The sequence below is a fragment of the Pectobacterium sp. A5351 genome (genome assembly GCF_028335745.1).
Taxonomy (GTDB): Bacteria; Pseudomonadota; Gammaproteobacteria; order Enterobacterales; family Enterobacteriaceae; genus Pectobacterium.
On record NZ_CP116477.1, the window covers coordinates 1,936,883 to 1,959,237 of the forward strand.

A 22,355-nucleotide genomic window follows, 5' to 3' on the forward strand; every position below is an offset into this window, starting at 1 on the left:
TTAGCGCGAGTGTTAATGCAATTTAACAATAGTGGGTTTAATGGCGAAGAGAAGGGGATGGATGAGAAAATGTGAGCGAAGGTGAGTTTTTGTAAAGAAAATCGGAGCCTAAACAAGGGGTAACATGCAAATTCGCTAGAAAATACGGTGGTAAAATAAGGTTGCCCTGCCTGGAGAAATTCAGTGGATGGCAGGGCCAGTGCGTTTACGGTAAGACATTTCCGGCGGCGCGGTAAATCTCGTACCATTCTTCGCGGCTGAGCGACAGGGTAGACGCTGCCGCGATGTCACGGATACGTTCCGGGTTCATGGTGCCGATGATCACCTGCATCGCGGCAGGGTGACGCAAGATCCACGCGGCGGCGATCGCGGTATTGGTCACGTGATGCTGCTCGGCGATGTGATTAATCGTCACGTTCAGCTTAGGGAATTTCTCGTTATCGAGGAAAACCCCCTCAAAAAAACCGTACTGGAAGGGCGACCAGGCCTGAATCGTCATCGTATTCAGACGGCTGTATTCCAGAATCGCGCCATCGTGATTCACCGATGCCGGATTCGTCATATTCACGTTAAACCCGGCATCAATCATGCCCGTGTGCATGATGCTGAACTGCAATTGGTTGGCGATAAGCGGCTGGCGTACGGATTTCTTCAGCAGCTCAATCTGCAACGGGTTCTGATTACTGACGCCGAAATGGCGCACTTTTCCGCTGCTTTCCAGCTCATCAAAGGCGGCAGCAACCTCATCGGGTTCAAACAGCGTGTCTGGACGGTGCAGCAGGAGCGTATCAAGATAGTCCGTTTTTAAACGTTTCAGGCTACCTTCGACAGACGCGATGATGTGCGCCTTCGAGAAGTCAAAAAAGCCCTGACGAATGCCACATTTGGATTGCAGAAAAATTGATTCCCGGCGGATGGTGGTCTTCTGTAAACCGGCGGCGAAAATCTCTTCCGACAAACCTGAGCCATAGATATCAGCGTGATCGAAGAAATCGATGCCTGCCTCGACGGAGGCATTGAGGATGTCAGCCGCTTCATTCGTGCTTTTCTTCGCCATTCGCATACAGCCCAGCGCAATGTTGGAAGCCTGTATCGCGGATGTACCGATTGCCATTTTCTTCATCGGGAACACTCCTGTTTGTAGGGTTGCACGCCTGCCGTTGACTGCTTTCATAACGGGTCAGGCGTTGCTATTTTTTTGATCAACAAATCGTTGATAAACAAGCCATTGATAAACAATTCGTTAATAAAGTCTGTCATTGATAAATCATGTTGCGGAATAAATGCATGATGATGCGCGGGTCAGTTCGCGATGAACGCCCGCGCGGAGATGCTGCCCGCCGCGATGCATCGGCGGTATGACGCTTATGCGGCTGGCTTTGCCACAACGCTGCGGGTTTCCAGACGTACTTCCGCGATGACGACGTCCAGCGTATCCCCCTGGCGATAAACGACGTCGCCTTTCACGGCGAGCGTGCCCATTTCCTGGCTGCATACCAGTTCATCGCGCACGGCGTGGATAAAGGAGGACGGGATAAAGGCGACCGCGCCGTTATCCAGCAGGCGGACACGCAGACCGCCGCGTGTGACATCAATGATTTCTGCATTGAAGCGCACATCGGTACCCGCTTTGTCGCTGAGGTAGCGAGCATACAGCCAGTCGCCGACATCACGCTCGGCCATACGGTTAAGGCGACGGCGTTCTGCCAACTGTACCGTAACGTCGTCCTGCGGTTTTTCCGCAGCCTGTCCGGTGATCACGGCTTTCAGCAAGCGGTGATTCACCATATCGCCGTATTTACGGATCGGGGATGTCCAGGTGGCATAGGCTTCCAGCCCCAGACCAAAGTGCGGCCCCGGCGTGGTGCTGACTTCCGCAAAAGACTGGAAGCGGCGAATACGGCTATCCAGGAACTGTGTCGGCTGGGCATCCAACTCGCGACGCAGCTTACAAAATCCTTCCAGCGTCAACAGCGCCTGCGCGTCGGCCTGAATGCCGTGAGTGTTCAGTACGGCAACGGCCTGGTCAATTGATGCCGGATCGAAGCCGTTATGGACGTTATAGATGCCAAAGCCCAGTTTATCGCGCAGCACAATGGCCGCACAGACGTTGGCGGCAATCATGGATTCTTCAACGATACGGTTGGCAATGCGACGGTGTTCAACCACGATATCCAGGACGTCGCCTTTTTCACCCAGGAGGAAGCGGTAATCGGGACGATCTTTAAACACCAGCGCGTGGGTGGTACGCCATTCGCTACGCGCCAGACAGAGGCGGTGCAGCAAACGGATTTGTTCAGCAATGGCATCGTTTTGCGGCTGCCATTCACCTTGCTCCTCCAGCCAGTCAGAGACATCGTCATACGCGAGCTTGGCTTTGGATTCAATCCAGGCGGCAAAGAAGTGAATATCGTCACCTAACGCACCGTCAGCGGCAATCGTCACGCGGCAGGCGAGGACAGGGCGGCGCTCGTTCGGGCGCAAGGAGCAGATATCATCGGACAGCGGGCGCGGCAGCATCGGGATGTTGAAGCCAGGCAGGTAGTTGGTGAAGGCACGCTGGCGTGCAATTTTGTCCAGTTCGCTACCTGCATCGACATAGGCGGTCGGATCGGCAATAGCAACGGTTAATTGCAGCGAACCATCGCCGTTGTCCTGTACGTACAGCGCATCGTCCATATCTTCGGTGCTGGCGCTGTCGATAGTGACAAAGCTCAGCGCGGTCAGATCGTCGCGGACGAGTTCGCCGTCATGGCGTTCCGTTGCTTCAACGTCCGGCGCCGCACGCTCCAGATTATGACGTGACAATGTCACCCACCACGGCACCAGCGGGTCATCGCCCGTGGTGATGTACTGCGTCAGTTCTGCATGAAATCCACGGTCGCCCTTGAGCGGGTGACGGCGCATCTCTGCCACTGCCCAATCGCCTTCCTGAAAATTGTGCGTCACATCGCGTGCGGCGCGGCAAGGGATGGCATCTTTCAGCAGCGGATGGTCAGGCGTAATGGATAAACGATCGTCTTTTTTATGAATGCGCCCAACAAATCGGGTCAGGAAAGGTTCGATGAGCGTTTCTGGCTCGACAATTTCCCGCTCTTTTTCTGTATGCAGGGTGGCGGTAATCCGGTCACCGTGCATCACTTTTTTCATGTGCGGAGGGGGAATGAAATAGCTTTTTTGTCCGTCAGCTTCAAGAAAGCCAAATCCTTTATCAGTGCCTTTGACGACACCTTCAACACGCGGTGTCTGAGAGTGAAGTTGCTGTTTTAGCTGTGCAAGCAGCGGATTATCTTGAAACATAGCGTCCAGAAATACGGTTGTGAATGGCTCAATTAGCGGTTCACAGTTTTACTCGAATCGGGTGCTGGCGGCAAGAATAATCGGGGAGAAGGTGGGCGCAGAGCGGCGGCCAAAGCGCGGATAAATTCGAGTCAAGTCAGGGCCGACTTGAACACGTCCCCCTGCCGTGCACGCTATCAATTTTACGGCACGACAGAGGGAGCTTTTGATGCGGCGCCTAGTGGACAGATGCTTAGGCGATACGTAACAGAGACTCCGCTTGCATACTACGACGAACGCTAACTGGCACCGATTTAGACGTCGGCGTGTGCGTTTCATCCCCGAAGCTGGACAGCGGCACCAGCGGATTGGTTTCCGGGTAATAGGCGGCCAGATTGCCGCGTGGAATGGCGTAGCTCACCAGCTTGAATCCGTTGACGACGCGGCTGATGCCATCATTCCACAGCGTTTCGATATCAACTCGATCGCCATCTTCCAGCCCCAGTGCGCTGATGTCATCCGGGTGCATGAACAGCACTTCTCGTTGCCCATACACGCCGCGATAGCGATCGTCCAGTCCATAAATGGTGGTGTTGTACTGGTCGTGTGAACGCAGGGTTTGCAGCGTAAAAGGCACATCGCTGCCTTGTAGCTGTGGGAACAGCGTATCGGGCAGCGTGGCATGGCTGAATTGCGCTTTCCCGTTGAGGGTATTGAAGTGCAGTTCGGCGGCAGCATTACCGAGATAGAATCCGCCCGGCAGGTCGCACTTGGCATTGAAATCGGCAAAACCGGGAATCGTCGCGGCGATATGGTCGCGGATGCGTGAGTAATCGTCCGCCAGCGCCAGCCAGTCGAGCGTTTCATGACCGAGAACCGCATCGGCAATCCCGGCGACAATGGCTGTTTCCGAGCGCTGCAACGGCGAAAGCGGCTGGCCGACACCTTGTGACGCATGCACCATGCTGAAGGAGTCTTCAACGGTAATAAACTGCGGGCCGCTGGCTTGCATGTCGAGATCGGTACGACCGAGCGTCGGCAGAATTAGCGCATCGATCTTGCCGGTAATCAGGTGGCTGCGGTTGAGCTTGGTACTGATGTGCACGGTCAGATCGCAGCGGCTGAGTGCCTCTTCGGTACGTGCCGAATCCGGTGCGGCAGCCGCGAGGTTACCGCCCAGCGCGATAAGCACTTTGATCTCATCACGCAGCATGGCTTCCAGCGCTTCTACGGTGTTGTGGCCGGCGACGTAAGGCGGTGTGAAATCATAATGCGCCGCCAGACGATCGAGAAATGCCGCAGTCGGCTTCTCATCGATCCCCATGGTGCGGTTGCCCTGCACGTTACTATGTCCACGCACTGGGCACAGCCCGGCACCCGGTTTCCCCAACTGCCCGAACAGCAGTTGCAGATTCACGATTTCCCGCACGGTGGCGACGGAGTGCTTATGCTGGGTAATTCCCATCGCCCAGGTGCAAATTACCCGCGGTGACTGCTGATAAATCGCCGCGACATAGCGCAGTTGTGCTTCGCGCAGGCCAGACTGTTGTTCGATTTTCTGCCAGCTTGTCGCGTCAACAACGGCCAGATACTCGTCCACCTGCTGGGTGTGCGTGGACAGGAACGCCAGATCGAATAACCCCGCTTCCCCGTCGGACAAGCGCTGGCGATGCGTTTCCAGCAGCGCTTTTACCATGCCGCGCACGGCAGCCATATCGCCGCCCAGATTAGGTTGCAGGTACGTTTCGCTAATAGTGCCGGACAGCGGTGTGAGCAGCTCCAGCGGATTCTGCGGATTGGCAAAACGTTCCAGACCGCGTTCGCGGAGCGTATTAAAGGAGACGATGTGCGCGCCGCGATCGGCAGCATGACGCAGGCTGTGCAGCATCCGCGGGTGGTTGGTGCCAGGATTCTGACCAAAAACGAAGATGGCGTCAGCGTGCTCGAAATCGTCCAGCCGGATGGTGCCTTTGCCCACGCCGATACTTTGCTTCAGACCAATACCGCTTGCCTCATGACACATATTCGAGCAGTCAGGGAAATTGTTGGTGCCCAGCATGCGGCCAAAAAGCTGATACAAATAAGAGGCTTCATTACTGGCGCGGCCAGACGTATAAAGCTCCGCCTGATTGGGGTGTTCCATGCTATTGATATGGTGAGCGATCAGCGAAAACGCCGCGTCCCAGTCGATGGGAACATAGCGGTCACTGGCGCGGTCATAGCGCATCGGGTGGGTCAAGCGCCCCTGATATTCAAGGAAATAGTCGCTTTGCTGGCGTAGTGTCGTGACGCTGTGGGCGGCGAAGAAATCCAGATCGACTGCTTTGCGCGTCGCTTCCCAACTGACCGCTTTCGCGCCGTTTTCACAGAAACTGAACGTGCTGCTGTTGTCATCACCCCAGGCGCAGCCGGGGCAGTCAAAACCTTTCGATTTATTGACCCGCAACAAGTTTCGGATATTTTTCAGCGCTTGCTTGCTGTCGAGCACAAAACGCGTGGTGGCTTCCAACGAGCCCCAGCCGCCAGCCGCGTTGCGGTATGGCTTGATGGATGGTTTGAATTTCATATACGTTCCGCAGGTGATAATGTTTTTTTTATGTGAACAAAATTTTAAATATTTGCTCTTGAGGGAAGTTTAGGTGCGGCCGGCGATCCCGTCTAATCAAATGCGGCTATGGTGGGATAGAGGCGGTTTATCAGTATATACTCGGGGCTTACCCACTACTGTGCCTGACGATCGAGCCTGACGATGGATATTAAGCAACTGCAATACCTGTGCAATTTGGAGAAAGAGCGCCATTTTGGCCGGGCCGCTGAAGCCAGTTTTGTCAGTCAACCGACGCTCTCTATGAGATTGAAAAATCTGGAGCGAGAGCTGGATCTGGCTTTAATTAACCGGGGTAACAATTTTGAGGGCTTTACGGCTGAAGGCGAGCGTGTACTGGCCTGGGCGCGGGAGATCGTCTCGGTTTATCAGGGGCTGAAGCTGGAAGTCGCGTCGCTGAAACGCGGCGTCAGCGGCGTCCTGCGCATCGGTGCGGTGCCGCAAAGCAGTATCGCGTTGTCGAGCCTGCTGGCGGCGGTAAACGAGGTTTACCCGCAGTTGGATTTTCAGATCTCGCTGTTCAGTGCGGATCAACTGCTGGAGGCGCTGAATGCGCATTCGGTAGATGTCGGTATCGGCTTTTTTGAATTTTCGACGCTACAGGAACTGCACTTTCAAGTGTCACCGCTGACGGAGCAGGGCATTGATCTGTTGTTCCATCCTCACCATTTCCCGCAGTTAGTCGGTGACACGCCGCTGCCCCTCGCTGCGCTTTCCGATGTGCCGCTTTGTCTGGCGGAGGCCAGCCGCTATTTCCGTCGCTATCTGGATAGCCATTTCCGTGAAATGGGCGTCTCGCCGTGGGTCAAGGTGGAAAGTTCTTCCGTTCTGCAACTGATTCAAAGTGCCTATGTCGGGCTGGGATGCGGCATTGTGCCCCGCGGCAGCCTGATTCCAGAAATGACGCCTGCGTTAGCGCTGCGGCCGCTGCAATTTCCACCGATGCGTCGTCGTGCGGCGGTTGTTGTCGCACAGGCAGACAGAGCGACGCCGCTGGCGCAGAACTTCTTTGATGTGGCACAGCAGTGGTTACAGGCTTAGAACCTATCCCATTAGGGCTATTTCATTTGCCATTTTGAACCTGGGCAGTGCTCGAAATCCTCACGTACTACGTGTACGCTCCGGTTTCTGCGCGCTGTCCGTGTCCAAACTGACTGCACCAATAACGCCTACTGGGATAGGTTCTTAGTCGTAAAGGCTTTCGTCCTGTACCGGTGCTACCGATTTACTGGCGTCTAGCCTGCCACGCATTCTCGCTATCCCGACGTTATTGCGCCTCGGTGTTATTACCGAGGCGTTTTTTTTGTTATGCAGAATATAAATACTACCCGATTGGTTATTTTCAGGATAAGGAGATGTTAATAAAGTGAGTGGAATATTAAATATTAAAAAGAGTTGTGCAAATACCCCTAATAAAAGCGGATCTACAAAATAGTTTAAATAGTAATAAAACATTTTATAACATCAGAAAAAATAGATACTTGGTAAGTAATAAGCTCGCAAGTTATCAGCCAGAAGAATTAATGATTAAAAGAAAAACATGGCCTTTTCGAACAGGATTTTATTTTAAGTGGAGTATTCACTATGAAGAATAGTCACCATGATTTATTTGCCGCGTTTACACTCCCCAACGGCGCAACGCTGAAAAACCGGGTATTGATGGCTCCCATGACCACTTGTAGTGGGTTTTATGATGGCAGCGTGACCAAAGAGCTGGTGGAATATTATCAGGCCAGAGCTGGCAGTATCGGCACCGTAATTGTGGAATGCTGCTTTATTGATGACAAAGGGTTAGCGTTTCCCGGTGCGATAGGGATAGACCACGACGACAAAATTGCCGGGTTGGCTAAAATTGCGACGGCGATTAAAGAAAAAGGCTCGACGGCGATTCTGCAAATTTATCACGGTGGCCGCATGGTCGAACCGCGTTTTATTGGCGGTGCGACACCGGTTGCTCCGAGCGCTATTGCTGCGCCGCGCGCAGGAGCGACGGTTCCGGTTGCGCTGTCGGGCGATGAGGTTGACGCCATGATCGGCAAATTTGGCGATGCCGTCCGTCGTGCTATTAAGGCGGGGTTCGATGGGGTAGAAATTCACGGCGCGAACACCTACCTGATCCAACAGTTCTATTCTCCACACTCTAATCAGCGCTCAGATAAATGGGGCGGCAGCCGTGATAATCGTGCGGCATTTCCGCTGGCGGTGTTGGATATCACCCATGAGGTCGCGGCTCAATACGCCGATTCCGCATTTATTATCGGTTATCGTTTCTCACCGGAAGAGATCGAAGAACCGGGCATTCATTTTGATGATTCACTCTATTTGCTGGAGAAATTAGCGGCACGCGGGCTGGATTATGTCCACTTCTCTATGGGAAATATCCTGCGCTCATCCATTATCGAGATTAATGACCCGACGCCGCTGATTAAAAAATATGTTTCCCGTCGTTCTGCAACATTAGCCGCGATTCCGGTTATTGGCGTCGGGGATATTGTGAATCAGGCAGACGCCGACGCGGCGCTGGAAAAGGGTTATGACCTGATTGCCGTCGGCAGAGGCTGTATTGCTTATCCAGACTGGACAGATCGTATTGCCGAGCAGGAAAAGCTCGAACTTTATATTGCCAGTGATAAACGTGAAGCATTAATGATTCCCGAACCGCTGTGGCGTTTTTCATTAGTCGAAGCCATGATTCGGGACGTAAATTTAACCGGAAAAAAATTTAAATCCGGGGTTTATCAGGAACGCGTTCAGGATGAATGTGGCGAGCTGAGAATTCATGTTCATTTTGAGCAGAATCGGGTCGCCGATATCGCCCTGGAGAATAGTGAGATTGATGATTCACTGAAAATCAGTTTTGAGATTATCCGCGAACGCATTCTGGATACCAATAGCCCACATGTTGATGCCGTAACGGGCGCAACGGCACAGAGTGAAGCGATTAAAAAGGCTGTCACCAAGGCGATGGTGAAATCCAGCAAAGACGCCATCATTGCCGATGGCGGTAACCCTGACGCGCGCCGCGAAGCGGACGTGGTAGTGATTGGCAGCGGCGGTGCGGGGCTGGCGGCGGCGATTCAGGCCAGCGAAGCGGGCGCGCGCGTTATCGTGATTGAAAAGATGCCGGTCATTGGTGGCAATACCATCAAGGCCTCTGCCGGTATGAATGCGGCGGGCACCGTCTTCCAGCAAAATAGAGGTATCGAAGACAGCCAGGCGCTGTTCTATGACGAAACGCTGAAAAGTGGCAAACAGAAGAACAATCCCGCGCTGGTGAAGTATTTCGTCGATCATGCGTCTGACGCGATTAACTGGCTGGCACAGCACAATATTGAACTGAGCGATATCACCACGACGGGCGGCATGAGCGTGGATAGAACGCACCGGCCTGCCAACGGCGCAGCGGTGGGCGGCTATCTGGTCAGCGGGCTGATTAAAAATCTCAATAAATACAATATTGAGGTGCTGCTGGAAACGTCGGTGACCGAGATTGTGCAGGAAAAGGGCAAAGTTACTGCCGTCAGAATCGTCAATGAGGAGCAGGAAGCGAGCCTGATTGCGACAAAAGCGGTGATTGTCGCGACAGGCGGTTTTAGTGCCAATCAGGCGATGGTGGAGTCATACCGCCCAGACCTGAAAGGCTTCGTCACCACCAACCACAAAGGGGCGACGGGCGGCGGTATTCGCCTGCTGGAACAGATCGGCGCAGATACGGTGGACTTGGGGGAAATTCAAACCCATCCGACGGTTGAACAGACGACGTCTTATCTGATCTCCGAATCCATTCGCGGCGGCGGGGCTATTCTGGTGTCGCAGCGTGGAGAGCGTTTCTTTAACGAAATGGAGACGCGGGATAACGTCTCGTCCGCCATCGTCAACCTGCCGGAAGAATACGCGTACATCCTGTTTGACGAGCAGGTGAGAAGTCGCAATCGGGCGGTCGAAGAGTATGTCGCGCAAGGACTGACCGTTAGCGCGGTCAGCGTCGCGGAACTGGCCGACAGGCTGGATATGCCATCGGCGGCGCTGCACGCCACGCTCGACCGCTACAATGGCTTCATTGCTGATAAGCAGGATGAGGACTTTGGCCGCACGACGGGGATGCGCGACCCGCTGAATCAGGCGCCTTACTACGCGATTAAGGTAGCACCAGGCGTGCATCATACGATGGGCGGGGTGACCATTAACGCAAAAGCGGAAGTGCTGAATCGCCATAAAGAGACGATCTCCGGGGCTTATGCTGCAGGGGAAGTGGTTGGTGGGATCCACGGGGCGAACCGCATTGGCGGCAACGCCGTAGCGGATATCATTATCTTCGGGATTCAGGCGGGGATTCAGGCGGCGGCCTATGCGCGGGCACCGCGTCATTCTGGCGCATTCCCGACAAAGGCGCGCAAGGCAAAGTTCGCGAAAGCTGTGGTGAAAACGGCTGAAAATCAACCAATGCGGGTAGAAGAGTAAGTGATAGAACCGTAATGCTACTGGAGGACGTCTGAAAAGGCGTCCGCCATTTTCCTGCGCGTCCTTGCTTTCCTCTCTGTATCGCCATTCGTTCATGGGAGCCACCGTATGCCTTCTGTCGATAACGCTTACGTTTATTCTGTTCATCTGATGGGCAGCCCCATTCTGCTCAAACTCTTTGTTCATGATGAAACCGCTGTCAGGAAGGTTTTCCAGCGCATCAAGCAGCTTGAGGACGTGCTAACCGTTAACCGAGTGCAGTCGGAAGTGATGAGTATCAATCACGCGGCGGGAAAAGCGTATGTGTCGGTCAGCCCGGTTGTCTTTGAGCTGATTAAGCGCGCCAAAGCGGTGAGTCTGATGGAAAATAGTGCTTTTAATGTGGCGATTGGCCCCGTCGTTAAACTATGGAAAATCGGTTTTAGCGGCAGCACGGTGCCTGAGCGCGCATCGATACAACGGGCGCTGGCATTAACGCATCCCGAACGCATTATTCTCAGAGAGTCGGACTGCGCCGTGTTGCTGGAAAGCACGGGAATGGAGATAGACCTGGGTGGGATTGCGAAAGGGTATATTGCCGATATCGTGCGGGATGTCCTGTATCAACATGCGATTCAGGATGCGCTGATCAATTTGGGGGGGAATGTTCTGGCGATTGGCAACGCGCTGACGGATGAGCCGGGGCTATGGAGCGTCGGGTTACAGAAGCCTTTCGCGGATCGCGATAGCCTGCTGGGCATCATTAAGGTGAAAAACAAATCGGTAGTGACATCCGGCGTCTATGAGCGTTTTTTTACCGTGGATGACCAGATCTATCATCATATTCTCGATCCCAAAACGGGTTATCCGCTGGATAATGAACTGCACAGCGTCACCGTTATCTCGAACGACTCTCTCGACGGCGATATCTACACCACGCTGCTCTATGGCATGGGCGTGAATGTGGGTATTGAGTTTCTACATCATCAGCCGGACATGGAAGCTATCTTTGTGACAAAAGCCCAAGAGATTATCTTTTCTTCTCAGCGGAATTATACGTTTGAATTGCTGGATAAGGATTATTTAGTTACTCAGCATTAATGGTTACTAAAAAACACAAATAAATGACTAGATACATTACTAGCCATTTATTTGGTTTTATGTGTAATAATTAAATGTGAGCTTTTATTTAATTAGATACGGTAATGGTTGGATCCCAGCAGAAGTACCCAAACAACTGCTGAGCACCGCCATCAGGGCGATAATACAATCCAAACTGAATTTGATAATTTTCAGTCCCTTTCTGGTTAATATCGGCCTGAATAAACCAATATGACTGGTCTGTATAGGTTACTGGGAAAGGACCATTTTGCTTTGGTAACATGGATGTTTTCGTGTACATTTTGAACGTTGTACCCGTAAAAACATCTGTGCCGCCAAATTTTGGTAAACCATAAACCAACACGCTGGAATCAAAGTTATCGGACTCTGATGTTCCGGTCCAGCGAATCACATCACCCACATTGGCCTTTATATTGAGATCGGCGGACGCTTGACCCTGAAGGGCAGAACCGGAGGAGACCACCATATAAGAATATTGGTGTGAAATACCAGTAGGTTTATTGGCGTCCTGACTCGGGTTTTTGCCTGTAAAATCGCGAATAATACTATCTGTATCGATAACGACAATAATATTGATAATGCTGTTGCTGGACTTTAAATTAGACACATCGTTGCTACTCATAATGACCTCGTTTCAAAGATATATGGTGCGTATATTATTTGACTCAACATCAAATAATTAGCGTGTGAATTTTTTCAGCAAGATAAAATACGGCGCGATGAGTGCGCAGGTAAATAATAGATGAATATTTTTTTGTTCGATTTTTAATTTAAACGCTAACTGTTATTTGTCATTTTTTTGATTTAACAGGATTTAATTTTTTACTGAATTGGTAATGGTTATCTATTTGCTTGTTATTTAACAGGTATTTTTCACATGATTTTTATGGGGAAATCAAAAAAACAACACAAAAAGATGTTAATCACAATGAAAATATTTCGCTTGAACTATTTATTCTTCTTTTCTTGGTGTTTTATTCTGAATAAGTATGTTTTCGTGATGATATTATTACCATGAGTATTAATTTAATTAAAAGTAATACTCGTATTTTTATATATGAAAGGTAGCCTTGCTGATAACAACTTCTCCTGTTTGGTGGGAATAAAAATGCGCTCTGAGAAAAGAGCGCATTTTGGACAAAAACGGTTTACTGTGATGACTTATTTCAGTTCCAGCTCGTTCATTGCAGCGATGCTGAAACCGCCGTCAACGTGCAGAACTTCACCGGAGATACCGGCAGCCAGATCGGAACACAGGAACGCAGCAGAGTTGCCCACGTCTTCAATGGTAACGACACGGCGGATTGGCGTAACGGCTTCGCAATGCGACAGCATTTTCTTGAAATCTTTGATGCCGGATGCAGCCAGTGTACGAATCGGGCCCGCAGAGATGGCGTTGACGCGCACGCCCTGAGCACCCATGGCGTTCGCCATGTAACGTACGTTCGCTTCCAGAGACGCTTTTGCCAGACCCATCACGTTGTAGTTAGGGATAGCACGCTCAGCACCCAGGTAGGACAGGGTAACCAGCGCAGAGTTCGGGTTCAGCATCTTACGGCAGGCTTTCGCCATCGCGACGAAGCTGTAAGAACTGATATCGTGAGAAATGCTAAAACCTTCACGGGTCACGGCATCAACGTAGTCACCGTCCAGTTGGTCGCCCGGTGCGTAAGCGATAGAGTGCACGAAGCCATCAAAATTCGGCCATACGTTAGCCAGTTCGGTAAACAGTGCTTCGATGCTGGCATCTTCAGCGACATCACACGGCAGAACGATGCTGGAACCCAGCTCGTTGGCAAAGCCTTCAACGCGTGCTTTCAATTTGTCGTTCTGATAGGTGAAGGCCAGTTCGGCACCTTCGCGCTGCATTGCTTGTGCAATACCGTAGGCAATAGAACGGTTGCTGGCAACACCTGTTACCAGAATGCGCTTACCGGTAAGAAAACCCATAGCAGTAATCCTTGTGATCATTGTTGCTGCGATCGCCACCTCTGTGCCCGTAAACGTACGTGGCAAGTGGCGACCGAGATGAATAAACCGCGCGATTCTACCATGTTGGGGACGGTAGCGGTACTCCGAGCAGTATCTGCCTTTTTCCACAGCCCTGTGGCTGTCGCGGGGATGCTGCCGCGGTGCGCGGAGATTAACGTTGTGCGCCGTCACGTCGCCAGGCGTCGGCGCTGAGCGCTTCGCCGAAATGGCTGGCAATTAAACGTTTCGTCAGGTCATGGAGCGGGGCGGACAACACATCGGCGGTACTGCCGCGTTCGACCACTTCGCCAGCCTGCATCACCAGAATCTGGTCGCTGATGTGCTTCATCATGCCCAGATGCTGCGTCACGTAAATATAAGAGATACCGTGCTTTTCCTGTAACTCCAGCATCAGATTGATAATCTGTGACCGCATAGACATATCCAGTGACGCCAGCGCCTCATCGGCAACAATCACTTTTGGTTGCAGGATCAGCGTGCGTGCCAAGCCGACACGCTGTTTTTGCCCCGGCGCGAGCGCATGCGGATAGTAATAGGCGTGGTCGGGACGCAGGCCGACCTGATACAGCGCCTGATTAATCGCTCTTTCGCGCGCTTCGGCGCTGAGGTCAGTATTCAGCCGCAGCGGGACATCCAGCAGTTGCCCGATACGCTGGCGCGGATTGAGTGCGTTGCCCGCATCCTGAAAAATCATCCGGATACGCTGGCTACGATAGCGGTAATCGCCGTAATGCAGCGGATGATCGTCAATCACCAGCTCGCCGGACGTCGGAGCGATCATGCCCGACAGCATTTTAGCCAGCGTCGATTTCCCCGATCCGTTCTCGCCGATGATGGCGAGCGTTTGTCGTTCACGTAGCGTAAAGCTGACGGATTTCACCGCCTCAACATGCTGACGGCGGAACAGCCCGGACCGATAGCGGAACGTCTTGGTCAGGTTGCGGGCTTCAAGCAGCATCTCAACCATCACGGTTCCTCCATGTTGAGCGGGAAGTGGCAGGCATATAAGTGGTTCTTAACGGAAAGCAAGGGCGGCGTTTGCATACACTGCTTTTGTGAATACGGGCAGCGTGGGCCGAGCCGGCAGCCAATCGGCAGGTGCTCTAACGACGGAATCGCACCGGTCAGCGTGTTCAGCCGGCTTTTGTGTGGCAGCGAGCGACCGAAATCGGGCATCGCGCGAATCAGCGCCTGCGTGTAGGGATGGTGCGGCGCAGTGATTAAATCCTCACTGGTGGCGCTCTCCACCGTTTGCCCGCAATAGAGCACGTTGATCCGGTCGGCCCATTTGCTCATGGTTTGCAGATCATGGCTGATGAGCAGAATCGTGGTGTTATTATTTTGATTCAGGCGCGACAGCAGGCGGAAAATCTGTGCCTGCGTGGTGGATTCCATCGCGTTAGTGGGTTCATCGGCAATCAGCAGGCGTGGCTGGTTCGCCAACGCGATGGCAATCATCACTTTCTGACACTCGCCGTCGCTCAGCTCATAAGGATAGCTGCCCATAATATCTTTATGATCTTTAATCCCGACGCGGTGCAGCAGTTCGATAGCGCGACGTTTGCGCCAGTTAAACCGCTGCCACCAGCGGCCTTTATACGTCCAGCCGGGAATCGCCTGCACCAGTTGCCGACCGATACTTTCAGACGGATCGAGACAGGATTGCGGCTCCTGAAAAATCATGGAGACGTTATGGCCAACCAGTTTACGCCGCTCGCGCGACGACAGTTGCAGCAGGTCGATATCATCAAAGCGGAAGCGATCGGCGGTCACGCGCCAGTTCTCTTTGGTGATCCCGCAGATGGCTTTGGCGATCAGGCTTTTACCTGAACCGGATTCGCCCACCAGTCCACGAATTTCCCCTTCGCTCAGCGTCATGCTGACGCGATCGACGGCTTTTACCGCGCCGTCGGCAGTCAGGAATTCAATCGTCAGGTTACGGATGTCAAGTAATGGCATAGGGAGTCGTCGCCTCTTATTCCGTTTCCGCGACGAGCGCGCGGCGGATGCCGTCGCCCAGCAGGTTGACGATTAACACGCTCAGCGCGATAGCCGCGCCGGGCAGCATCACGGTCCACGGCGCGGCATAAACCAGCTCCAGCGAGTTGCCAAGCAAAGCGCCCCATTCGGTCGTCGGTAGCTGTGCGCCCAAGTCGAGAAAGCCCAGCGCGGCAATATCCAGAATGGCGATCGACAGCGCGCGGGTAAATTCGGAAACCAGCAGCGCGGCGATGTTGGGCAGCACGACATACCACACCAGATAAAACGTGGACGCACCGTCAAGACGAGCAGCGATCACGTACTCTTTGTCCATTTCAGCGTGTACGGCGCTGTAGATGGTGCGCACCATACGCGGCAGCAGCGCCAGCCAGACGGCGAGCATGGCGTGTTCGAGTTTAGGGCCGATAAAAGCGATGACCACAATCGCGAGCAGCAGCGACGGAATCGACAGTAGCGTATCCAGAATGTGGTTGAGCATCGCGGATCGTAGCCCGCGGGTCACGCCCGCAAAGACGCCCAGGACGATGCCGCACAGCGCGGCCGCGTAGGTGACGATGAGCGATGCGCCGACGGTTGGCGCTGCACCGCTCAGCAGACGGCTTAGCTGATCGCGCCCCAAATCGTCGGTGCCGAGAAAGAATGAGACTTCACCGTAGTGCGACCAAGAGGGGGGCAACAACTGGTAGCCCAAAAATTGCTGGTCAACCTCATAAGGCGCAAGAAATTTTCCGAACAGGCACAGGCCAATCAGGATCAGAAAGCCGTATAGCCCGATCATCGCCAGCATATCCTGATGGAATGCGCGCCAGGTATCGCCCAGTCGGCTAGGCAGCCGTTTTTCGCTATAAACGTTATCGAAGGGCATACCATTCCTTATGTTTCAACGGATTTGCCATGGCACCCCAAATATCGGACAGGATGTTGACTGTGATGACCATTGCGCCGACCACCATTACGCCCGCAGAAATGGCAGCGAAGTCCTGCTGGCGAATGGCGTTCACCAGCCAGCGACCGATACCCGGCCAGTTAAAGACCACTTCGGTAATCATCGTCAGCGTCAGCATCGTGGAAAATTGCAACCCCAGTTTGGGAATAATCGGCGGCAGCGCGTTGTGAATCAGATGGCGACGGATGATCGTAAAGCGAGACAATCCGCGAGTTGCCGCCGCTTTAATGTAGTTTTTGCTGATAATTTCCGTGGTGCTGACGCGCATCAGACGGATCACTTCGGTCGTCGGCCCAACGGCCAGCACGGTAATCGGCAGAATCAGGTGACGGATGGCGCTGACGATCATTTCACCACGATGGGGCGAATCTGACAGCCAGGCGTCAATCAAGGCAAATCCGGTCACAGTTTTCACCTGATAGAGCAGGTCGAAACGGCCTGAAACCGGTAGCCAGCCGAGGTGCAGCGAGAAAAACAGCGTCAGCAGCAGCGCCAGCCAGAACACGGGTAGGGAAAAACCAATGAGCGCCAGCGTGCTGATCACGATGTCCGCGCCGCGGTTCTGCATCACGCCAGCGGTAATGCCCAGCGGAATCCCGACCAGTAGCGAGAGCGCAAACGCCAGCAAACAAAGCTCGATCGTGGCGGGGAAAACCTCTTTGAGCAGCTCACTGATGGCCTGTCCGTTAATGCTGGAGCGACCGAAATCCCCCTGAAGCAGGCTGGTGAGATAAAAATGATAGGCATCGAACAGCGCCGCGCCATTAAGCGGGGCGTTGGGCGTGTAATAACTGAGGCTAAAGCCCACCAGCGTCAGCAGTGACAGCGTCACTATCAGTAACACCAGACGTCGCAAGGTAAAAATAATCACGGCTGTGCTTCCTCCACGGTTTCCGGTGCAGAGGGCTTCTGCTGCGCCTGTTGATCCTCGCGGAAGACGCCCGCGAATGAGGCATTGCCGAAGGGGCTTAATACCAACCCTTTCATGTCATAGCGGTAGGCCAGCAGTCGCAATGACGATGCCAGCGGCAGGACAGGTAGCTGCTCTGCCAGAATACGCTGTGCCTGTTGATAATAGTCAATCCGCTTAGAAAGCTGCTGTGACGAGAGCGCGTTTTGCAGCACTTCGTCAAACGTAGGATCGCACCAGTGCGCGTAGTTGCTCTGGGAACGAATCGCCGCGCAGCTTAGCAGTGGTCGGAAAAAACTGTCCGGATCGTTACTGTCCGTTGCCCAGCCTGCCAGCGTTAAATCGTGGCTGAGTTCCATGAGCTTCGCTTCCTGGAAACGGCCTTCCACCGGCACGATGGTCACGGTGACGCCAATTTGTGCCAGATCGGCCTGTATCAGCTCTGCGGTTTTCAACGGGCTGGGGTTGTAGGACTGTGAGGCGCTGGGCACCCACAGGCGCAGGCTGAGGTTAGTCAGCCCCAGATCCTGCAAGATTTGTCGGGCTTTCTGCGGATTATATTCGGTTACCTGCGATTCACTGTCGTACGCCCATGAGGCGCGGGGCAGAATCGATGCCGCCGTTTCCGCTGTACCGTAATAGATTGACTGCATCAGCCTGTCGTTATTGATCGCCAGCGCGATGGCTTCCCGCACGCGGCGGTCGTCCAACGGGGGTTTACGCACGTTGAAGGCCAGATAAGCAACGTTCATGCCGGGGCGCAGTGACAGACGGAGGCGAGGGTCATTACGTAAAATTGTCAGCTGGCTGGCGGCTGGATAGGCGAGCACATCACATTCGCCCGTCAATAGCTTGGATAAGCGCCCTGTACCGCCGGAACCGAGATCGACAACCACCTGCCGCATACGTGGCAAACCGCGCCAATAATCGCCGTTGCGCGTCAGCCGGATATATTGTCCGTTGCGGTATTCATCGAGCAGATAAGGGCCGGTGCCGACCGGTTCGCGATCCAGCAGCTCCTTTTTGTCCTCTTTTGCCAGACGTTGCGCGTATTCCGCAGACAGGATCGGGGCGTAGTGCGTGGCCAGATGCCAGAGGAAAGACGCATCCGGGCTGTTAAGCCGGATTTCAACGCTATATTCGCCCAGCTTACGGATGCTTTGCACCGAATCGGCGAATTGCAGGCTGTCGAAATAGGGATATTCGCCGCCGTTGACATCATGATACGGGTGCTTTTTGTCCAGCATGCGCTGGAAGCTGAATATCACGTCGTCGGCGTTCATATTACGGGTTGGGCTGAACCAGGCGGTATTCTGAAACGGTACATCGCGGCGCAGGTAAAAACGGTATGTTGAACCGTTGTCCAGCACTTCCCAGCGCTGTGCCAGTTCTGGCATCAGACGATAGGTATAGGGGTCAACATCCAACAGGCGGTCATAAAGCTGCGCCGCCAGCGTATCAATGGTGACGCCGCTGCGTGCCATCTGCGGATTAAATGTGTTCAGGACATCATTAACGCAATAGACAAAACCGCTCTGGTGAATGCTTTCCAGCGGAGCAGGTGACGTTGGCACGGACGGCGGTGCGGCCAGTGCAGGCAATGCCAGCCAGGTGAATGCCAGTGCGAAACAGGTTTTTCCGAACATACGGGATTTTTCAGTCAATACGGTTATAGACAGAGTGTATCGTACTCTTGGCATCCTCCCCACTCTTGTTGCGTGTGTCTGGCGACTTTCCAACCGCTTAAGGCATCAGATGTGTCAGTGGAGAGGTTATTGGCAGACATAATCGTATTCTGAACGGCATTTTTTCTGTGGATTGCGATGACAGGAACCCTATAGTCAGTATGGAAATGAGAAAAATTCTCAACAAAGTGCTTTACAGGTGATATTGATAACTATTATCATCATTTTCGCACTTCAGCAGTGGCTTCTCGCAGGCACTGAAGGAGAGCACGACATTGCTCACATTGCTTCCAGTATTATTTTAGCCAGCCTATGTGCTGGCTTTTTTTTGCCTGGAAAAATGGCGTTGACTGATGCTTAGCATACTCGCTATTTCTTTGCGAATAATTAATAAAATCAATACCATTGGGATATATCCTAAATTGTTTGCGGGAGCGGAAATCTCCCTTATGATGCCTATACCCAAGCTCATGGGTGTTCACAATGGAGATAAGGAATATGTGGAGAAAAAGGAATCAATTCGTCAGGAAAATGACGTTAGGTGTGGTAACAACGGTACTGGGGATGTCACTCAGTTTCTCAGCATTATCCGCCACGCCGGTGGAAACGCATGGCCAACTGTCCATTGAAAGTGGACGGCTGGTGGATAAGCAGGGAAAAAGAGTGCAACTGCGAGGAATGAGTTCGCACGGTTTGCAGTGGTTTGGTGATTATGTCAACAAAGATTCGATGAAATGGCTGCGTGACGATTGGGGAATTAACGTTTTCCGTGTCGCCATGTATACGGCGGCGGATGGCTATATTACTAATCCTTCCCTTGCCAATAAGGTAAAAGAGGCCGTTGCGGCGGCGCAAAGCCTCGGAGTTTACATCATCATCGACTGGCACATCTTATCGGACAACGATCCGAATATTTATAAAGCACAGGCAAAAACCTTCTTTGCCGAAATGGCGGGGCTATATGGAAACTCGCCGAACGTGATTTATGAAATCGCCAATGAACCCAACGGTGGTGTGACATGGAACGGGCAGATTCGGCCTTATGCCTTGGAAGTCACTGACTCCATCCGTAGTAATGATCCTGATAACATCATTATTGTTGGCACAGGCACCTGGAGTCAGGATATCCATGACGCGGCGGACAACCCATTGCCCGATCCGAATACCATGTATGCGCTGCATTTCTATGCCGGTACGCACGGGCAGTTCCTGCGCGATCGCATTGACTATGCACAAAGCCGCGGCGCTGCAATTTTTGTCAGCGAGTGGGGCACCAGCGATGCGTCTGGCAACGGTGGGCCATTCCTGCCAGAGTCGCAGACTTGGATCGATTTCCTGAACAATCGCGGCGTAAGTTGGGTGAACTGGGCGTTAACAGACAAAGCCGAGGCTTCCGCAGCGTTGGTGCCGGGAGCGAGTAAATCAGGCGGCTGGACGGAGCAGTATCTGTCAACGTCAGGGAAATTTGTCAGAGAGCAGATTCGTGCAGGTGCCGATCTGAGTAATGGCGGCACGCCGACAACGCCAACGGAACCGAGTAACCCAGGTAACGGAACTACGGGTGACATCGTACTGCAATACCGCAATGTGGATAACAACCCTTCCGATGATGCGATTCGTATGGCCGTCAACATCAAAAATACCGGAAGTACGCCAATCAAACTGAGCGATCTGCAAGTACGCTACTATTTCCATGATGATGGCAAACCTGGCGCGAACCTCTTTGTTGACTGGGCGAACGTCGGTCCGCAAAACATCGTGACCAGCACAGGAACTCCGGCCGCCAGCACCGATAAGGCTAACCGCTACGTTCTGGTGACCTTCAGCAGCGGAGCCGGTTCTCTCCAGCCGGGCGCGGAAACCGGTGAAGTACAGGTGCGTATCCACGCCGGTGACTGGAGCAACGTGAATGAAACGAATGACTATTCATACGGCGCTAACGTCACGAGCTACACGAACTGGGATAAGATCACCGTACACGATAAAGGTACGCTGATATGGGGCGTGGAGCCGTAACCGTGTGCTGTTAACGTATTAGTCGTAATACGGGTCACTTAAGCCCGTTATTAGGGGAAACACGGTGATGAGGTTCTCGCAGGGAGGCCTCACCCCTGTGGTCGCTCCGAGTATCTTGATCCTTAAGCGATCGGCATTACTTCGTCTGCGGGCGTGAATTCGCCCGCCTTTTCTTTCCAGACTTTATTCATTCACCACAATATCGTGTTTCTTTAACAGCCCGCGGAGTTGGTGGTAGGTTAATCCCAGCAGTTCAGCGGCTTTACGCTGGTTAAACTTTGCCTGACTTAACGCCCGCTCGATCAAGCTTTTCTCTTGTTCCAACAGCCACGGTTTCATCTCCAGTGGTAAATCCGGCTGGCTGGCTGTCGCCTGTGGGGAAATTTCCTGAACGGCGGGAGTGCGGAGGAAGGGATTCAGAATGATGGTATCAAGAGGCTGTTCACTGTCGCCGTGACGATAGACTGAGCGTTCAACCACGTTTTTCAACTCACGAATATTACCCGGCCAACCGTAATTCAGCAGCGCCTCGCGCGCGGCGGGCGTAAAACCGGGAAACAGCGGCAGATGTAATTCACGACACATCTGAATCGCGAAGTGATCGGCCAGCAGCATGATGTCCTGCTGGCGTTCGCGCAGAGACGGAAGTTGCACAACATCAAAAGCCAGACGGTCGAGCAGGTCAGCACGGAATTTACCGCTCGCGGCAAGCGCAGGAAGATCGTCATTGGTCGCGCACACCAGTCGCACATCAACCTGTAGCTGATCTCTGCCGCCGACGCGCTCCAGCATGCCGTATTCAATCACTCGCAGTAATTTTTCTTGCACCAGCATCGGTGCGGTGGCCAATTCATCCAAGAACAGCGTTCCACCGTCGGCGCGCTCAAAGCGTCCCAGATGGCGTTTTTGCGCCCCGGTAAACGCACCAGCTTCATGACCAAATAGCTCGGAATCAAGCAGATTCTCGTTGAGTGCTGCACAGTTGAGAGAAACGAACGGCCCTTGCCAACGTGGGGAAAGGTAGTGCAGGCGGCTGGCAATCAGCTCTTTACCCGTACCGCGCTCGCCGATTACCAGCACGGGTTTATTCAGTTGCGCTAGTTGCGACACCTGTTCGAGTACCTCCAGAAAGCTATTGGCTTCGCCCAGCAGATTCTCTTTTTCCTGAAGCATGATGTTCCACCGTATTATTTTTACTAACTATTAGTATATTTGACTAATCTAACGAAAAGAGAAAAATAGTCAAAATTATCTATTTCTTTATTTTCAGTTAGTTAAAAGAAATTAAAAGTTGGCATGCTTATTGATATACCTATAGGGAGATCGTGGCTGGCTTGGGCTGCCGCGGTGATAAATCAG

At 53.0% G+C, this 22,355-nt stretch carries 15 protein-coding genes; 4 read left to right on the plus strand and 11 right to left on the minus strand.

Features of this window, described 5'->3' with window-relative positions; genetic code table 11:
* Positions 1 to 205: 205 nt before the first annotated feature.
* The 3 genes from O1Q74_RS09240 to O1Q74_RS09250 all read right to left on the minus strand — a co-directional run bounded on the left by O1Q74_RS09240 (position 206) and on the right by O1Q74_RS09250 (position 5,845).
* Complete coding sequence (locus O1Q74_RS09240; RefSeq protein WP_271878135.1) at positions 206 to 1,123, minus strand: aldo/keto reductase; 918 nt, start codon at positions 1,121 to 1,123, stop codon at positions 206 to 208.
* A 242-nt stretch (positions 1,124 to 1,365) separates the two neighbouring features.
* Positions 1,366 to 3,300 (minus strand): exoribonuclease II, encoded by a 1,935-nt coding sequence (locus tag O1Q74_RS09245; protein WP_271878138.1) that lies wholly within the window; start codon positions 3,298 to 3,300, stop codon positions 1,366 to 1,368.
* Positions 3,301 to 3,532: 232 nt separating this feature from the next.
* The gene (locus tag O1Q74_RS09250; RefSeq protein WP_271878141.1) at positions 3,533 to 5,845 is read right to left on the minus strand and encodes an FdhF/YdeP family oxidoreductase; all 2,313 of its coding nucleotides are present in this window, start codon (positions 5,843 to 5,845) and stop codon (positions 3,533 to 3,535) included.
* A 183-nt stretch (positions 5,846 to 6,028) separates the two neighbouring features.
* Here O1Q74_RS09250 and O1Q74_RS09255 point away from each other — a divergent pair, with 183 nt between their 5' ends.
* The 3 genes from O1Q74_RS09255 (at position 6,029) to O1Q74_RS09265 (ending at position 11,425) form a co-directional block, all read left to right on the plus strand.
* The gene (locus tag O1Q74_RS09255) at positions 6,029 to 6,925 is read left to right on the plus strand and encodes a LysR family transcriptional regulator (RefSeq protein WP_271878143.1); all 897 of its coding nucleotides are present in this window, start codon (positions 6,029 to 6,031) and stop codon (positions 6,923 to 6,925) included.
* A 543-nt stretch (positions 6,926 to 7,468) separates the two neighbouring features.
* A complete protein-coding gene (locus tag O1Q74_RS09260) occupies positions 7,469 to 10,345 on the plus strand; it encodes a flavocytochrome c (protein ID WP_271878146.1) in 2,877 nt (958 codons plus the stop codon).
* Positions 10,346 to 10,453: 108 nt separating this feature from the next.
* On the plus strand, positions 10,454 to 11,425 hold the full coding sequence (locus O1Q74_RS09265) for an FAD:protein FMN transferase (RefSeq protein ID WP_271878148.1): 972 nt from the start codon (positions 10,454 to 10,456) through the stop codon (positions 11,423 to 11,425).
* A gap of 88 nt (positions 11,426 to 11,513) precedes the next feature.
* Here O1Q74_RS09265 and O1Q74_RS09270 read toward each other — a convergent pair whose 3' ends face one another.
* From O1Q74_RS09270 to sapA, 7 genes are all read right to left on the minus strand, one after another.
* Entirely contained in the window at positions 11,514 to 12,068 is a 555-nt protein-coding gene (locus O1Q74_RS09270; protein ID WP_271878151.1) for an inclusion body family protein, read from the minus strand.
* Positions 12,069 to 12,607: 539 nt separating this feature from the next.
* Positions 12,608 to 13,396 (minus strand): enoyl-ACP reductase FabI, encoded by a 789-nt coding sequence (fabI, locus tag O1Q74_RS09275; protein WP_271878153.1) that lies wholly within the window; start codon positions 13,394 to 13,396, stop codon positions 12,608 to 12,610.
* Positions 13,397 to 13,589: 193 nt separating this feature from the next.
* On the minus strand, positions 13,590 to 14,405 hold the full coding sequence (gene sapF, locus O1Q74_RS09280; protein ID WP_271878156.1) for a putrescine export ABC transporter ATP-binding protein SapF: 816 nt from the start codon (positions 14,403 to 14,405) through the stop codon (positions 13,590 to 13,592).
* Positions 14,405 to 15,397, minus strand: coding sequence for a putrescine export ABC transporter ATP-binding protein SapD (gene sapD, locus O1Q74_RS09285; RefSeq protein WP_015840560.1), 993 nt, complete (start codon positions 15,395 to 15,397; stop codon positions 14,405 to 14,407). Before sapD ends, sapF begins: the two co-directional genes overlap by 1 nt.
* Positions 15,398 to 15,413: 16 nt before the next feature.
* Entirely contained in the window at positions 15,414 to 16,304 is an 891-nt protein-coding gene (gene sapC, locus O1Q74_RS09290; RefSeq protein WP_015840559.1) for a putrescine export ABC transporter permease SapC, read from the minus strand.
* On the minus strand, positions 16,291 to 17,256 hold the full coding sequence (gene sapB / locus O1Q74_RS09295) for a putrescine export ABC transporter permease SapB (RefSeq protein ID WP_014915699.1): 966 nt from the start codon (positions 17,254 to 17,256) through the stop codon (positions 16,291 to 16,293). Before sapB ends, sapC begins: the two co-directional genes overlap by 14 nt.
* Complete coding sequence (sapA, locus tag O1Q74_RS09300; protein WP_271878167.1) at positions 17,253 to 18,941, minus strand: ABC transporter substrate-binding protein SapA; 1,689 nt, start codon at positions 18,939 to 18,941, stop codon at positions 17,253 to 17,255. The genes sapB and sapA overlap by 4 nt, the downstream gene beginning before the upstream one ends.
* Positions 18,942 to 19,478: 537 nt before the next feature.
* On the opposite strand from sapA, the gene O1Q74_RS09305 reads away from it, so the two are divergent.
* Positions 19,479 to 20,996, plus strand: a complete 1,518-nt coding sequence (locus O1Q74_RS09305) for a cellulase family glycosylhydrolase (protein WP_271878170.1) — start codon at positions 19,479 to 19,481, stop codon at positions 20,994 to 20,996.
* Positions 20,997 to 21,179: 183 nt separating this feature from the next.
* Here O1Q74_RS09305 and pspF read toward each other — a convergent pair whose 3' ends face one another.
* Entirely contained in the window at positions 21,180 to 22,169 is a 990-nt protein-coding gene (pspF, locus tag O1Q74_RS09310) for a phage shock protein operon transcriptional activator (RefSeq protein WP_271878173.1), read from the minus strand.
* Positions 22,170 to 22,355: the final 186 nt, after the last annotated feature.

Coding starts and splice junctions, on each gene's coding strand:
- sapD (WP_015840560.1), bottom strand. CDS start 15,397: ATGCCATTACTTGACATCCGTAACCTGACGATTGAATTCCTGACTGCC.
- O1Q74_RS09240 (WP_271878135.1), bottom strand. CDS start 1,123: ATGAAGAAAATGGCAATCGGTACATCCGCGATACAGGCTTCCAACATT.
- O1Q74_RS09260 (WP_271878146.1), top strand. CDS start 7,469: ATGAAGAATAGTCACCATGATTTATTTGCCGCGTTTACACTCCCCAAC.
- pspF (WP_271878173.1), bottom strand. CDS start 22,169: ATGCTTCAGGAAAAAGAGAATCTGCTGGGCGAAGCCAATAGCTTTCTG.
- O1Q74_RS09255 (WP_271878143.1), top strand. CDS start 6,029: ATGGATATTAAGCAACTGCAATACCTGTGCAATTTGGAGAAAGAGCGC.
- O1Q74_RS09250 (WP_271878141.1), bottom strand. CDS start 5,845: ATGAAATTCAAACCATCCATCAAGCCATACCGCAACGCGGCTGGCGGC.
- fabI (WP_271878153.1), bottom strand. CDS start 13,396: ATGGGTTTTCTTACCGGTAAGCGCATTCTGGTAACAGGTGTTGCCAGC.
- sapA (WP_271878167.1), bottom strand. CDS start 18,941: ATGTTCGGAAAAACCTGTTTCGCACTGGCATTCACCTGGCTGGCATTG.
- O1Q74_RS09305 (WP_271878170.1), top strand. CDS start 19,479: ATGTGGAGAAAAAGGAATCAATTCGTCAGGAAAATGACGTTAGGTGTG.
- sapF (WP_271878156.1), bottom strand. CDS start 14,405: ATGGTTGAGATGCTGCTTGAAGCCCGCAACCTGACCAAGACGTTCCGC.
- sapC (WP_015840559.1), bottom strand. CDS start 16,304: ATGCCCTTCGATAACGTTTATAGCGAAAAACGGCTGCCTAGCCGACTG.
- O1Q74_RS09265 (WP_271878148.1), top strand. CDS start 10,454: ATGCCTTCTGTCGATAACGCTTACGTTTATTCTGTTCATCTGATGGGC.
- O1Q74_RS09270 (WP_271878151.1), bottom strand. CDS start 12,068: ATGAGTAGCAACGATGTGTCTAATTTAAAGTCCAGCAACAGCATTATC.
- O1Q74_RS09245 (WP_271878138.1), bottom strand. CDS start 3,300: ATGTTTCAAGATAATCCGCTGCTTGCACAGCTAAAACAGCAACTTCAC.